This is a genomic window from Bradyrhizobium sp., from assembly GCF_004799405.1.
GTDB lineage: Bacteria > Pseudomonadota > Alphaproteobacteria > Rhizobiales > Xanthobacteraceae > Bradyrhizobium.
On the sequence record NZ_SSMW01000133.1, the window covers coordinates 1 to 13374 of the forward strand.

A 13374-nucleotide genomic window follows, 5' to 3' on the forward strand; every position below is an offset into this window, starting at 1 on the left:
CACCGACGGATTGTCAAGATTGATGGTCGGCGGGGCGATGTTATCGCGAATCGCCAGAATGCTGAAAATCGCCTCCACCGCTCCGGCCGCGCCGAGCAGATGCCCGGTCGACGATTTGGTCGACGACATCGACACCTTGGAAGCGGTGTTGCCGAGCAGCCGTTCGACCGCACCGAGCTCGATTTCGTCGCCGACCTGGGTCGAGGTTCCATGCGCGTTGATATAGTCGATATCGGAAGAACCGATTCCCGCCCGCTTCATGGCAGCGCTCATGCTGCGGAAGGCGCCATCGCCATCCGGCGACGGCGCGGTGATGTGATAGGCGTCGCCGGAAAGACCGTAGCCGATCACCTCGGCATGGATTTTCGCGCCGCGCTTTTTTGCATGTTCGTATTCCTCCAGCACCACGATGCCGGCGCCCTCGCCCATCACAAAACCGTCGCGGTCGCGGTCATAGGGACGCGACGCCTTCTCCGGAGTGTCGTTGAAGGCGGTCGATAGCGCCCGCGCCGAACAAAATCCGGCCATCGACAGCCGGCAGATCGGTGATTCGGTTCCACCGGCCACCATCACGTCGGCATCGCCGAGCGCGATCAGCCGGCTTGCGTCGCCGATGGCGTGTGCGCCGGTTGAACAGGCGGTCACGACCGCATGGTTGGGACCCTTAAGGCCGTGCTCGATCGAAACATAACCCGAAGCAAGATTGATCAGGCGTCCCGGAATGAAGAATGGCGATACTTTGCGCGGTCCGCGCTCCTTGAGCAGCAGCGCAGTATCGGCAATGCCGGACAGACCGCCGATGCCCGAGCCGATCATGGTGCCGGTGGCACAACGGTCTTCTTCGGTAGACGGGTGCCAACCGGCGTCATCGAGCGCCTGGCGGGCCGCGCACATCGCGAAAACGATGAAGTCGTCGACCTTGCGCTGATCCTTCGGTTCCATCCACTGATCGGGATTGAAGGTGCCGTCGGTGCCGTCACCGCGCGGAATCAGGCAGGCGATCCGGCTAGTCAGGTCGGATACGTCAAATGTATCGATCTTTTTGGCGCCGCTCTCGCTGTTGAGGATGCGCTTCCAGGTCGGTTCGACGCCGCAACCAAGTGGCGACACCATGCCGAGGCCCGTGACGACAACCCGCCTCATATCCAGCACTCCAGCCCAGGTCTCGCGGTCCACGACGACAAGCCGGCAGACCGCTTGAACGCGGCCCGTCCGGTTCCGTCAATACCGCGCGAGGGAGTCAGCTCTTCGCGTTCTTTTCGAGAAATTTTGTGGCGTCGCCGACGGTCAAAATCGTCTCCGCGGCGTCGTCGGGGATTTCGCAACCGAATTCTTCTTCAAACGCCATCACGAGCTCGACGGTATCGAGGCTGTCGGCGCCGAGGTCGTCAATGAAACTCGCATTATCGACCACTTTTTCGGGTTCGACACCAAGGTGTTCGACCACGATCTTCTTAACCCGCTCGCCAATCTCACTCATCGGTTCAACCTCGTGCTTTTTCCATCCGACCCGACCCCAAAAAGATACGAGCCATCGTGGTCGTTAAAACTTCCCTAGTAATCGCGTATAGTCTTGATTGGCCCCGTCATGGCCGACAAAGGGCCCAGCGAACGACGGCAGGCTCCCCACCGCCCAATATACAGGGTTTCAAAATCCTGCAATGGCGTTCTTTGCCCATCCGTTGGTGGTTCGGTTATCATACTTCCCAAGCCTTGACTACAAGCCTCAATCGCCGGCCGCAACGGCCTTTCGGCTCATCAAAAAACCGGCCGCCAACCGGCTCAAAACATGGCCATGCCGCCATTGACGTGAATCGTCTGTCCGGTGACATAGGCCGCTTCATTCGAACTGAGATACACCGCCGCCGCAGCAATATCTTCAGGCTTTCCAAGCCTGGCTGCCGGAACTTTCGCAAGGATGGCTTCGCGCTGTTTCTCGTTGAGCGCGTCCGTCATCGGGGTCGCGATAAAGCCGGGGGCGATGCAATTGGCGGTCACGTTGCGCTTGGCGTATTCCGCGCCCAGCGTCTTGATCATGCCGATCAGTCCGGCCTTCGACGCAGTGTAATTGCCTTGGCCTGGATTGCCGGTGAGGCCGACCACCGAGGTGATGGCAATGATGCGGCCGAACCGCTTGCGCATCATCAGCCTGGTCGCCGCCCGGGCCAGGCGGAAGGTCGCCGTCAGATTGACCCGGATAACCTCGTCCCAATCCTCGTCTCGCAGTTGCACGAACAGGTTGTCCCGGGTGATGCCGGCATTGGCGATGAGAATATCGACCTGTCCCATGGCTTGTTCGGCCGCAGGGACCAGCGCCTCGACCTGCGCAGCGTCGGAGAGATTGCAGGGCAGCACATGAACCCGTTCGCCGAGCTGGCTGGCGAGCCTATCGAGCACCTCTCGCCGCGTCCCGGAAATGGCCACCGTCGCGCCCTGTGCGTGCAAGGCTTGCGCTATGGCACCCCCAATTCCGCCGGTCGCGCCGGTGACAAGCGCCGTCTTGCCAGTCAGATCGAACATCATCGTCTCCCTCGCTCAGGCCGCCTTTGCGGCGGCGAGCGCGTCTTTTGCCGAGGCAATATCGTTCGGCCCCCCGACGGAAATGCCAACCGCGCCGTCGGCGATACGTTTGACCAGCCCGCTTAGCACCTTGCCGGCGCCAATTTCGAAAAACCGCGTGACCCCGTGGTTGGCCATATAAGCCACCGACTCGCGCCAGCGCACGGTCCCCGTGACCTGCTCGATCAGGCGGCGGCGGATCTCGTCGGGATCGGTGATCGGCGCGGCTAACACGTTGGATACCAGCGGTACCGTCGGTTTGTTGATGGTCACTGCTGCTAGCGCCTTGGCCATCACGTCGGCGGCGGGCTGCATCAGCCGGCAATGGAACGGCGCCGACACCGGCAGCAGCATGGCGCGCTTGGCTCCTTTGGTTTTGGCGATCTCAAGCGCGCGCTCGACGGCGGCCTTGTCGCCGGAGACCACGACCTGGCCGCCGCCATTGTCGTTGGCAGCCTGGCAAACCTGACCCTGGGCAGCCTCATCGGCGACCGCCACCGCGGCCTCATAATCGAGACCCAACAAGGCGGCCATTGCGCCCACCCCGACGGGAACCGCCTTCTGCATGGCAAGCCCGCGGGTGCGCAGCAGGCGCGCAGTGTCGCTAATGCTGAGGCTGCCGGCAGCAGCGAGCGCGGAATATTCGCCAAGCGAATGTCCGGCCACGAACGCGGCATCCCGCACCACCGAAAAGCCGGCCTCCGTCTCCAGCACGCGCAAGGTGGCGATCGAGACCGCCATCAAGGCCGGTTGGGCGTTTTCCGTGAGCTGCAGGGTTTCGGCCGGGCCCTCCCAGATGATGGCGGTCAGCTTTTCGCCGAGCGCCGCATCGACCTCCTCGAATACGGCGCGGGCGGCCGGAAAAGCCTCCGCCAGCCCCTTGCCCATACCCACCGCTTGGGAACCCTGCCCCGGAAAAGTAAATGCTGCCGTCATGATTGGCCCTGAACGCCCCTGAAATGGCTAAAGTCGGGCCGAAAGACACTGCGGGAGCCGGTTGTGTCAAGCGGCCGGGCGGTTCCCGGCGATCCGGCGCGGCAGGCCGGATTGGGGTCGCTTTCCCTTGCCATCGCGCTCAAAATCCTTATAAACCGCGCCATCCGTGGATCCCGGCCGGGAGCTGAACGGACGGTCTCAGCAATTTCACCTTTTGGGCGATTTTGATGCGACAGGGCCAGTCGGTCCGTCGTCCCGTGCTTCCGCCTTCTGAGCATATCGAGTCCTTTCCAAAGGGTTCGAAGGGCTTGCCGCCAGGAACCGCGCCAACACTGGAAAGGACTCTCATGCCTCTTTATGAGCATGTTTTTCTCGCGCGTCAGGATGCGAGCACCCAACAGGTCGACGAATTGACCACCCAGATGACCGGCATCGTCGAGCAGCTCGGCGGCAAGGTCGTCAAGATGGAAAACTGGGGCCTGCGTTCCCTCACCTACCGCATGAGCAAGAACCGCAAGGCCTATTTCGTGCTGCTGAACATCGACGGCCCCTCGGCTGCGGTGGCCGAGGTCGAGCGGCAGGAGCGGATCAGCGAAGACGTGATCCGTTATCTCACCGTTCGCGTCGATGAGCACGAGGAAGGTCCCTCGGCGATGATGCGCAAGGCCGATCGCGATCGCGACCGCGACGACCGGGGCGGCGGTTTCCGCGGCGACCGCGATGGCGGATTCCGGGGCGATCGCGAAGGTGGTTTCCGGGGCGGCGACCGCGATGGCGGCGGCTTCCGTGGCGACCGCGGCCCGCGCCGCCCGCGTGACGATGACGCAATCGTAGCGGTAGAGGAGTAACAATCATGGCCGAAGCTGGTGCACGCCGTCCGTTTTTCCGCCGCCGCAAGACCTGTCCGTTCACGGGTCCGAATGCGCCGAAGATCGATTACAAGGACTCCAAGTTGCTGATGCGTTACGTATCCGAGCGCGGCAAGATCGTGCCGAGCCGCATCACCGCCGTCTCCGCCAAGAAGCAGCGTGAACTCGCGCGCGCCATCAAGCGCTCGCGTTTCCTCGGTCTGCTGCCTTACGTGATCCGATAACAGCATGATCCGGAAAAGTGGACAGCGCTTTTCCGGATAAAATCATGCTCGACTAAAAGCTCCTCGATCGGCGGCGATAACACCGCCGGTCAAAAAACTCATAAGGCTTCCGGGTCGTCCGGTTGCCGATGGTTGGGGTTCACAAAACCTCTAACCGCTCGAAAGGAGCGGGACAGCTGATGATAGCGGTTTTTCTCATTGCGTTGGCAGCCGGCTGCGCGTCGGCCTTCATGTTCGCCTCGATCGTCTCGGGCTCGCTGATCTCGTTGCTGCTGCTCTATCTGGCGCCGCTGCCGTTGATGGTGGCCGCCCTCGGCTGGGGACCACTCTGCGCAACCATTGGCGGCATCGCCGCCGCAATCGGCCTCGGCATGGTCTTCGGCCTTCCCTACTGCCTGTCCTTTGTCGTCGCGGTCGCGCTGCCGGCCTGGTGGCTCGGTCATCTCGCGCTGCTGGGCCGGCCCGCGACCAGCGCGGTTTCGTCAGGTAACGGCGCTTCGCCGGTCGCGCCAACCCTTGAATGGTATCCGGTCGGACGCATTCTGCTCTGGATCGCCGGTTTTGCCGTACTGACCACAATGGCGGCCCTGCTCACGCTCGGCGCCGATGAGGCTGCTATCCACGGCGTATTGCGGCAGGGCCTGCTTCGAATCCTGGGCTTGAGCGATCCCGCCTTGGCCGGCGAGGCCGAACAATGGATCGATGCGGTGGTGAAGATTGCGCCGGCTGCCGCTGCGATCTTCGCCACGATGACGCTGACGCTGAACCTTTGGCTCGCCGCAAAAATCACGGCGACATCGGGCCGGTTGCACCGCCCGTGGCCCGACCTGAAAAGCGTGTCGCTGCCGCCCATCACCCTCGCAGCGCTGTGTCTCGCCATCGGTCTCGGTTTTACAGGCGGACTGTTTGCGATCCTGATGTTGATCGTATCGGCGGCCTTGATGATGGCTTACGCGCTGGTCGGCTTTGCCGTGCTGCATACGCTGACGCAGGCGTTGAAAAGCCGCTTGCTGTGGCTGACCTGCGCCTACGTCATCGTGATGGTTTTCAGTTGGCCGGTTCTTGCGGTGATGGTCCTTGGAATTGCCGACACCGTCTTCGGATTGCGCCAGCGCTATCTGCGAGGAAGACCACCGCCCCTTCCCGTGTCCTGAACTCAGCCTACTCTCAATTCACATCACTTAAAGGAGAAACGAATATGGAAGTCATTTTGCTGGAACGCGTCGCCAAGCTCGGCCAGATGGGCGAAGTCGTCCGCGTCAAGGACGGATTTGCCCGCAATTTTCTGTTGAAGCGAGGCAAGGCGTTGCGCGCCACCTCGGACAATCGCGCGAAGTTCGAGGGCATGAAGGCCGACCTCGAAGCCCGCAACCTGAAGGCCAAGGCCGAAGCTTCTACCGTCGCGGAGAAGATCGACGGCCGCAATGTCGTGGTGCTGCGCCAGGCCTCCGAAACCGGCCAGTTGTTCGGGTCGGTGACGGTTCGCGACATCATCGCATCGTTCGAGAGCGACGGCGTCGCCATCAGCCGCAGCCAGGTCATGCTGGACGCACCGATCAAGACCATCGGCAAGCACACGATTGCCATCGCCGTGCATCCGGAAGTCGAGGTAGGCGTCACCGTGACGGTCGCGCGAAGCGCCGATGAGGCCGAACGCATCAATCGCGGCGAGGATATCTCCACCCGCCAGGAAGATCAGGACGCCGCCGCCGAAGCGCTCGCCGCCGCCGGCGAATTCTTCGATCCGGAAGCCCGGCGCGACGATCTGGAGCCGAAGCAAGAAGCCGCTCCCGAAAAGTAACCCAGGCCCTGTTGCGATCGGATTGAACTGTGCAAGCCCGGCCCCTCAGGCCGGGCTCGGCAGTCCTGCCGTAGCGCTTTCGCCGAACCCTATCGGGAGATCGGCGGTGCAGGCGGTCCTGCCGGCGTGATGGGCGCCGGTGGTGGTGCCGACGCCGTCACCGCGGGAGGCGGCGGTGGTGCCACGGGAACCGACGGCGCAGGCGTCGCGGGCTCGGTCGGGCCGCTGGAAACCGCAGCGGTGGCTGCCGGGGTAGACGCCGGAGCCGGTGTAACGGGGGGAACCGGATCGGCCCGCAATACCGGGGTCTCGCCGCTGCCCGGCGCTTTCGGCGCATCGATCTTGGCGGCGTCCGATTTGGCGGTCTCGGATTTGGCGGTCTCGGGCTTGGTCTCGCCGGGCTTGCTGTCCTCTTCCCTGGCGGCTTCGCCTTTCGGCTTTTCTTCATTGACCGGTTCGCCCGCCGAAGGCTCGGTCTTTGCCGTATCCGCCTTGGGCGGCTCTTCACCACCCGGCTTGCCCCTCTTGCCCAGCTTCAGCCCGGCAGCCGATTTGCGGCCAGGACGTCCGGTTACGCCTTGCTCTTCGGCATCGGGCCTTGCGGCCTGTTGCGGGCGTTCCTCGGGCTTGGCAGCCTCCTGTGGCGGGACACCGGGATGCAGCTTGCGGCCCTGCCGGTCGACCTGTTCCGGACCACCGGGCTTGCCCTCCGATTTGGCATCCTTGGCCTGCTTGGCCTGGCCGGCGCCATAGCGCGTGTCGGTCGCGCCGTTTGAGATCAGGAAGGCGCTGAGCAGCGAGGCCATTTCGCTGCTGGTGGTGTAATGCTGACGCAGGAAGTTCGGCAGCGAGCCGGCCGGCACGGTTTTCAGGAGGCCGCGCGGGCCCTTGTGGCAGGCGGTGCAGGTGCCTGCGAAAATCTGCGAAGGGCTCTTGCCGGCTTCGAGATTTGTCGCTTGCGAATATGCGGGGCCCGCCGCGAGACCGCCGATCAGAAGCGTCACCGTCGCTAAACTGAGCGCTCGGCTCAACATTCCTGGTTCTCCAGATAGGGAAATCGCTTCCTGTGTCTCCAACCTGACACTGGTTGCGGCGGTCACCTTTTAGCCGATTATCCCGCGAATGGAAGCGGACATATCACGCAACTGCGTGAACGCGATATTTCGGGATATCCGCTTTGCGGACAAGGCACTAGCGCCCGCCGGCCGTCATGATTATGATCTGATTGCGGCGCTGGGGGAACCATACCGCCCCCATATGCGTCGAGTGCGACGAGATCGCTCGATTGGTGGTTTCGATGGATCGTTTGCTGCGTTATTTCCTGAATCAGTTCATTCGCCGCGGCGCGATGACGTTCACGACCGCGAGCGGAACAAGATTTAGCTGCGGTGACGGCACCGGCAAACCGGTCGCCGTCCGTTTCCTGACCACCGACGCCGAACGCCGGGTTCTTTTGGACCCCGAACTCGCCCTTGGCGAGGTCTATATGGATGGCACGTTCGTCGTCGAGGAAGGCTCGATTGCCGACGCGCTGGCGATCCTGATGGAGCAGCCCGAAATATTGCCGCGCTGGGCCAAGCTGCAATGGTGGCTGCGTTATCTGGTCAGACATGCCCAGCAGTTCAACCCGCCCAGCCGATCGAGAGACAACGTCGCCCGCCACTACGATCTCGACGGGCGTCTTTATTCCCTCTTCCTCGATGCCGACAAACAATACAGTTGCGCTTATTTCGAAACGCCGGACCAGACGCTCGACGATGCCCAGCTTGCCAAAAAGCGGCATCTCGCCGCCAAGCTGTTGATCCAGCCGGGCGCACGCGTGCTCGATATCGGCTCCGGCTGGGGAGGCCTTGGCCTGTACCTGGCCGAAATGACCGGCGCCGACGTCACCGGCGTCACGCTGTCGACCGAACAACTGCAGGTGTCGAACGCCCGCGCCGGCGAAAAAAACCTGACGCGATCGGCGAGATTCCTGCTGGAAGACTATCGCGATATTCCCGGTCCCTTCGACCGCATCGTATCGGTCGGCATGTTCGAGCATGTCGGCGTCGACTTCTATGAAACCTACTTCAGGCGCTGCGGCGAGCTTCTCACCGATGACGGCGTCATGGTGCTGCATTCGATCGGCCGCTCGAACGGCCCCGACGTCACCAATCCCTGGATCGCGAAGTACATTTTCCCCGGCGGCTACATCCCGGCCCTTTCCGAAGTGATGCCCGCCATCGAGCGCGCCGGGCTTTTGGTGTGCGATATCGAAATCCTGCGGCTGCACTATGCTGAAACGCTGAAGGCCTGGCGCGAGCGGTTCATGGCGCGGCGGGAGGAAGCGGTACGGCTCTACGACGAGCGCTTCGCGCGGATGTGGGAATTTTACCTGGCATGCTCGGAAATGTCGTTCCGCAAGCAGGGCCTGATGAATTTCCAGATCCAGCTCACCAAGCGCCAAGACATCGTGCCGATGACGCGGGACTACATCATGAACGAGGAAGCGAAACTGCGCGGAATCGAGCGCGGCAGGCGGCCGCGGCTGCAAATCGCCGGCGAATAGACCCTTTGAACTAAAGTTTAGTTTCGCAGGCTGAAACGGGAGGCGCCGTAAAAATACGGCGACGCCGGACGCGCCAACTGGGCCTCCAGCGCGATCAGTATCGATGGATGGCAGGGTTGCCCGCGAAGATCCGCCCGGGAAGCCTCTTCCATAGCGTCGACCAGCATCGACAGCCACATTCTTTGGCCGTCCGCCGATCGCCATGATTGAAGTTGCTGGCCCATCGCCTGTCCTTGCCTGAAACCGATCCGTGGTTACCAACCCGGAGGCCGCCAAACCGTTCCCCTCCTGGGTAGTATTTCGACACCGCGAAAGGTTCAGTCTGCGCCCGAAGTTTTCCGGATTTTTCCCGGGGGCTCGCCCGGAATCGCGGGTAAAGTCCGTCAAGCGCCAATGCGCGGTCTGGTGGGGATTCCCACCCTGTATTGTGTGAATCGGGCATAAGGCGCGTTCCTGCTTCCGTTCCGGGCGGGAGTGGCGCTCTATCGCGCCCCGCATCCGACAAAATCCGAAGAGCCAATCCAGACCATGGCCATCCTTGATTCGAACGTTCTGAAACTCGCACCCGACGCGGCAACCCCGACCTATCGGAGCGCACCGCACAATATCGAGGCCGAACAGAGCGTGCTGGGTGCGATACTGGTCAACAACGACGCGTTTTACCGGGTGTCGGATTTTCTCGAGCCGAAACACTTCTTCGAGCCGATCCATCAAACGATCTTCGAGACCGCCGGCAGCCTGATCCGGATGGGCAAGGTCGCCACCCCGGTGACGCTCAAGACCTTCGTCCCCGCCGACACCGACATCGGCGGCATGACGGTCGGCCAATACCTCGCCCGGCTCGCCGCCGAGGCCACCACCATCATCAACGCCCATGATTACGGGCGGACGATCTACGAACTGGCGCTGCGCCGCGATCTGATCCGGATCGGCGAGGATATGGTCAATGTCGCCTTCGATGCGCCGGTGGATTTTGCGCCGCGCGCGCAGATCGAGGATGCCGAGCGCCGGCTTTATGAACTTGCCGAGTCCGGCCGCTACGACGGCGGGTTCCAGCGTTTCGCACAGGCCCTCACCGTCGCCGTCGACATGGCGGCGAAAGCGTTCCAGCGCGACGGCAAGCTGTCGGGCATCGCCACCGGCCTGCGCGATCTCGACATCAAGATGGGCGGCCTGCAGCCTTCCGACCTCGTGATCATCGCCGGGCGTCCCGGCATGGGCAAGACCGCGCTTGCCACCAACATCGCCTACAACGTGGCCAAGGCGCATCGCGCCGAGGTTCAGGCCGACGGCACCATGAAGTCGGTCAACGGCGGCATTGTCGGCTTCTTCTCCTGCGAAATGTCCGCCGAACAGCTCGCCACCCGTATCATCGCCGAACGCACCGGGATTCCGTCGAGTACCATCCGCCGCGGCGGCATCACCGAGCTCGATTTCGAAAAAATCCGCGATTATTCGATCGAACTGCAGTCGCTGCCGTTCTATGTCGACGAAACCGGCGGCCTGTCGATTTCGCAACTGACCGCGCGCGCGCGCCGGCTGAAGCGGCAGAAGGGTCTCGACCTGCTGGTGGTCGACTATATTCAACTGCTGCAGGGCTCCGGCAAGCGTGGCAACGACAACCGCGTTCAGGAAGTCACCGAGATCACCACCAGCCTCAAGGCGCTCGCCAAGGAGCTCAACGTCCCCATTCTGGCGCTGTCGCAATTGTCGCGCCAGGTCGAGAGCCGCGACGACAAGCGCCCGCAATTGTCGGACTTGCGCGAATCCGGCTCGATCGAACAGGACGCCGACGTCGTGATGTTCGTGTTCCGCGAGGAATATTATCTGGCCAATAAGGAACCCCGCGCCGGCACGCCGGAATACGAGAAATGGCAATTGGACATGTCGCTGGTGCATGGCAAGGCCGAAGTCATCATCGGCAAGCAGCGCCATGGTCCGACCGGCACCGTCGAGCTGCAGTTCGAAGCCAGCCTGACACGGTTCGGCGATCTCACGCAGGACAACCACCTGCCGGAGCGATCTTACTGAGGCCCCTCGCCCGGTTGAACCGCCGCCGCCTCGCGCGTAAAGTATGGTATGAACATCGTCTCCGACCCCAAATCGATCACCGCCGGCGGCTTGCTGTCCTCCGAGGTGAACCAGGCGGCGGCGCTGGCCGCGGCTACCGCCGCCGCCAACGGCGTCCTCACCATCGACCTCGACGCCATCGTCGCCAACTGGCGCAAGCTGGAGAAATCGGCCGTGCCTGCCGAATGCGCCGGCGTGATCAAGGCCGACGCCTATGGCTGCGGGGCCGATGCGGTCGCCCGCGCGCTCGCAGCCGCCGGCTGCAAGACGTTTTTCGTCGCCACCCTCGATGAAGCGCGCGCGGCGCGCGCGATCCTGCTAGCGGCCGCGACCATCTACGTGCTCGATGGTTTCTTTCAGAATTGCGGCGAGGCATTCGCCAAGATCGATTGCAAGCCCGTGATCGGCGATCTCAATGAACTCGCCGAATGGGACGTATTTTGCCGGCGTTCCGGCTGGGCGGGCGGAGCCGCCATTCATATCGACACCGGCATGAACCGGCTCGGCCTTACGCTTGGGGAGGCGCAAGGCATCATTCCCCGGATCAATGCCGGCGATCACGGCATCACGCTGGTCATGAGTCACTTGGCCTGCGCCGAAAGCCTCAATCACCCGCTCAACGCCAGGCAGCTTGCAGCCTTCCGCGACATCGCCAGTCTTTTTTCCGGCGTGCCGGCATCGCTGTCGAATTCCTCCGGCATTTTCCTTGGGTCCCAGTTCCAGTTCGACCTGGTGCGGCCGGGCGCGGCACTGTACGGCATCAATCCCACGCCGGAAGCCGACAACCCGATGCAAAGCGTGGTTGAGCTGAAGGCCCGCATCGTGCAGATCCGCAATGTCGAGAAGGGCGAGAGCGTCGGCTATGGCGGTACCTGGACCGCGCGGCGGCCGACCAGGCTCGCCATCGTCTCGGCCGGCTATGCCGACGGATATTTCCGCGCCGGCAGCAGCAATGACGGCACCCGCGGCGCCGAGGTCGTGATCGCCGGCAAGCGCTGCCCGATCGCGGGCCGGGTTTCGATGGACCTGATCGCGGTCGATGTCACCGATCTGGAAAAGAACGCCGCAAGGCGCGGCCACATGGCGACGCTGATCGGCGAAGGCATCACCGTCGACGAGCTCGCGCACCATTTCGGCACTATCGGCTATGAAGTCATGACCAGCCTCGGCTCGCGTTACGCGCGGATCTACAAGAGCGGCGAGGCCGCACCCGAAACAGCCAGCCCCGCCACTGCCGCCGGCTAGCGCGGTGCAAGAATCGGTCATGAGAGCTGCGACCATCGCCAGTTTCTCCGTGAAGGTCGCCACCTTCAACATCAACAATATCAACCGGCGGCTGCCGAACCTGCTGCGATGGCTGCGTCAGACCAGGCCCGACGTGGTCTGCCTGCAGGAGCTGAAATCGGCCGACGCCGACTTTCCGGTCTCTGCCGTCGAGAAGGCCGGCTACGGCGCGGTGTGGCGCGGCCAGAAGACCTGGAACGGCGTCGCCATCCTGGCGCGCAACGCCGATCCGGTGCTGATCCGGACCGAATTGCCGGGCGATCCCAGCGACAAGGAAGCGCGCTACATCGAAGCCGCCGTGCGCGGCATCATCGTCACCAGTCTCTATCTGCCGAACGGCAATCCGCAGCCCGGACCGAAATTCGACTTCAAGCTCGCCTGGTTCAAGCGGCTGCAACGCCACGCCGCGAAATTCCTCAAGCAGGACATTCCGGTGGTGCTGGCGGGCGACTACAACGTCGCCCCGGCGGCGATCGATATTTATCCGACGAAATCCTGGGACAAGGATGCGTTGATCCAGCCAAAGAGCCGCGCCGCGTTCGCCTCGCTGATGGCGCAGGGCTGGACGGATGCGGTCCGCGGCCTCCATCTATCGAAGCCGATGTACACCTTCTGGGATTACAAGCGAAACCGCTGGCCGCGCGATGCCGGATTGCGGCTCGATCATCTCTTGCTGAGCCCTGCGCTTGCACCGCGCCTGCTCAAGGCCGGTGTCGACCGCAAGATCCGCGGCGAAGACGGCGCCAGCGATCATGCCCCGGCGTGGATCGTGTTGAAGTAGTTGCCTCTCGTCGCAACGTCGTCTCCCACTCTCACACCGTCGTTCCTGCGGAAGCAGGAACCCATACGCCGTGTCGTTTGTTGTGGAAGGCAGTGTTCAACGACCTTCGCCCAACCCCACGTCCTGTGGTTATGGGTCCCTGCGTTCGCAGGGACGACGCATGATTGGTCGATCTGAATTTAAGACAGCCCAACGGTGCCCGGATCAAGTTCGGGCATGACGAGTGCGTATTTGCAGATACAGTTTCGCATTCTCGCCGCATGATTGCGCGAAGTTTTGCCAGAAATCTCCTCACCCTCCGA

The 13374-nt window shown here is 62.9% G+C and carries 14 protein-coding genes; 8 read left to right on the forward strand and 6 right to left on the reverse strand.

The features are described 5' to 3' along the window. The 4 genes from fabF to fabD all read right to left on the reverse strand — a co-directional run. On the reverse strand, window positions 1-1143 hold a 1143-nt coding region (gene fabF, locus E7813_RS20985), incomplete at its 3' end, for a beta-ketoacyl-ACP synthase II (RefSeq protein ID WP_291577131.1). Between the two features lie 97 nt (window positions 1144-1240). Next, window positions 1241-1480 carry an acyl carrier protein gene (locus E7813_RS20990; protein ID WP_006610957.1) on the reverse strand — a complete coding sequence of 80 codons (240 nt, stop codon included), beginning with the start codon at window positions 1478-1480 and terminating at the stop codon, window positions 1241-1243. Window positions 1481-1782: 302 nt separating this feature from the next. Continuing rightward, on the reverse strand, window positions 1783-2520 hold the full coding sequence (gene fabG, locus E7813_RS20995) for a 3-oxoacyl-[acyl-carrier-protein] reductase (protein ID WP_291577132.1): 738 nt from the start codon (window positions 2518-2520) through the stop codon (window positions 1783-1785). A gap of 15 nt (window positions 2521-2535) precedes the next feature. Next, entirely contained in the window at window positions 2536-3495 is a 960-nt protein-coding gene (fabD, locus tag E7813_RS21000; RefSeq protein ID WP_291577133.1) for an ACP S-malonyltransferase, read from the reverse strand. Between the two features lie 347 nt (window positions 3496-3842). On the opposite strand from fabD, the gene rpsF reads away from it, so the two are divergent. The 4 genes from rpsF to rplI all read left to right on the forward strand — a co-directional run bounded on the left by rpsF (window position 3843) and on the right by rplI (window position 6389). Beyond that, window positions 3843-4343 (forward strand): 30S ribosomal protein S6, encoded by a 501-nt coding sequence (rpsF, locus tag E7813_RS21005; RefSeq protein ID WP_291577134.1) that lies wholly within the window; start codon window positions 3843-3845, stop codon window positions 4341-4343. Window positions 4344-4348: 5 nt separating this feature from the next. Then, the gene (gene rpsR, locus E7813_RS21010; protein ID WP_002711478.1) at window positions 4349-4588 is read left to right on the forward strand and encodes a 30S ribosomal protein S18; all 240 of its coding nucleotides are present in this window, start codon (window positions 4349-4351) and stop codon (window positions 4586-4588) included. 179 nt (window positions 4589-4767) lie between these two features. After that, on the forward strand, window positions 4768-5742 hold the full coding sequence (locus E7813_RS21015) for a DUF2232 domain-containing protein (protein WP_291577135.1): 975 nt from the start codon (window positions 4768-4770) through the stop codon (window positions 5740-5742). Between the two features lie 44 nt (window positions 5743-5786). Continuing rightward, window positions 5787-6389 (forward strand): 50S ribosomal protein L9, encoded by a 603-nt coding sequence (rplI, locus tag E7813_RS21020; protein WP_291577136.1) that lies wholly within the window; start codon window positions 5787-5789, stop codon window positions 6387-6389. Between the two features lie 89 nt (window positions 6390-6478). Here the strand turns inward: rplI and E7813_RS21025 are convergent, their stop codons facing one another. Beyond that, a complete protein-coding gene (locus tag E7813_RS21025) occupies window positions 6479-7423 on the reverse strand; it encodes a hypothetical protein (RefSeq protein ID WP_291577137.1) in 945 nt (314 codons plus the stop codon). Window positions 7424-7686: 263 nt separating this feature from the next. Between E7813_RS21025 and E7813_RS21030 the strand changes: the two genes are divergently transcribed. Next, a complete protein-coding gene (locus tag E7813_RS21030; RefSeq protein ID WP_291577138.1) occupies window positions 7687-8937 on the forward strand; it encodes a cyclopropane-fatty-acyl-phospholipid synthase family protein in 1251 nt (416 codons plus the stop codon). A 17-nt stretch (window positions 8938-8954) separates the two neighbouring features. On the opposite strand, the gene E7813_RS21035 is transcribed toward E7813_RS21030, so the two are convergent. Beyond that, on the reverse strand, window positions 8955-9161 hold the full coding sequence (locus E7813_RS21035) for a transcriptional regulator (RefSeq protein WP_291577139.1): 207 nt from the start codon (window positions 9159-9161) through the stop codon (window positions 8955-8957). A gap of 304 nt (window positions 9162-9465) precedes the next feature. Between E7813_RS21035 and E7813_RS21040 the strand changes: the two genes are divergently transcribed. From E7813_RS21040 to E7813_RS21050, 3 genes are read left to right on the forward strand one after another with little or no spacing between them, the layout of a single operon-like run. Then, a complete protein-coding gene (locus E7813_RS21040) occupies window positions 9466-10968 on the forward strand; it encodes a replicative DNA helicase (RefSeq protein ID WP_291577140.1) in 1503 nt (500 codons plus the stop codon). Window positions 10969-11016: 48 nt separating this feature from the next. After that, window positions 11017-12252 (forward strand): alanine racemase, encoded by a 1236-nt coding sequence (gene alr / locus E7813_RS21045; protein ID WP_291577143.1) that lies wholly within the window; start codon window positions 11017-11019, stop codon window positions 12250-12252. A 49-nt stretch (window positions 12253-12301) separates the two neighbouring features. Continuing rightward, window positions 12302-13072, forward strand: a complete 771-nt coding sequence (locus E7813_RS21050) for an exodeoxyribonuclease III (protein WP_291577145.1) — start codon at window positions 12302-12304, stop codon at window positions 13070-13072. The last annotated feature ends 302 nt before the right edge of the window (window positions 13073-13374 follow it).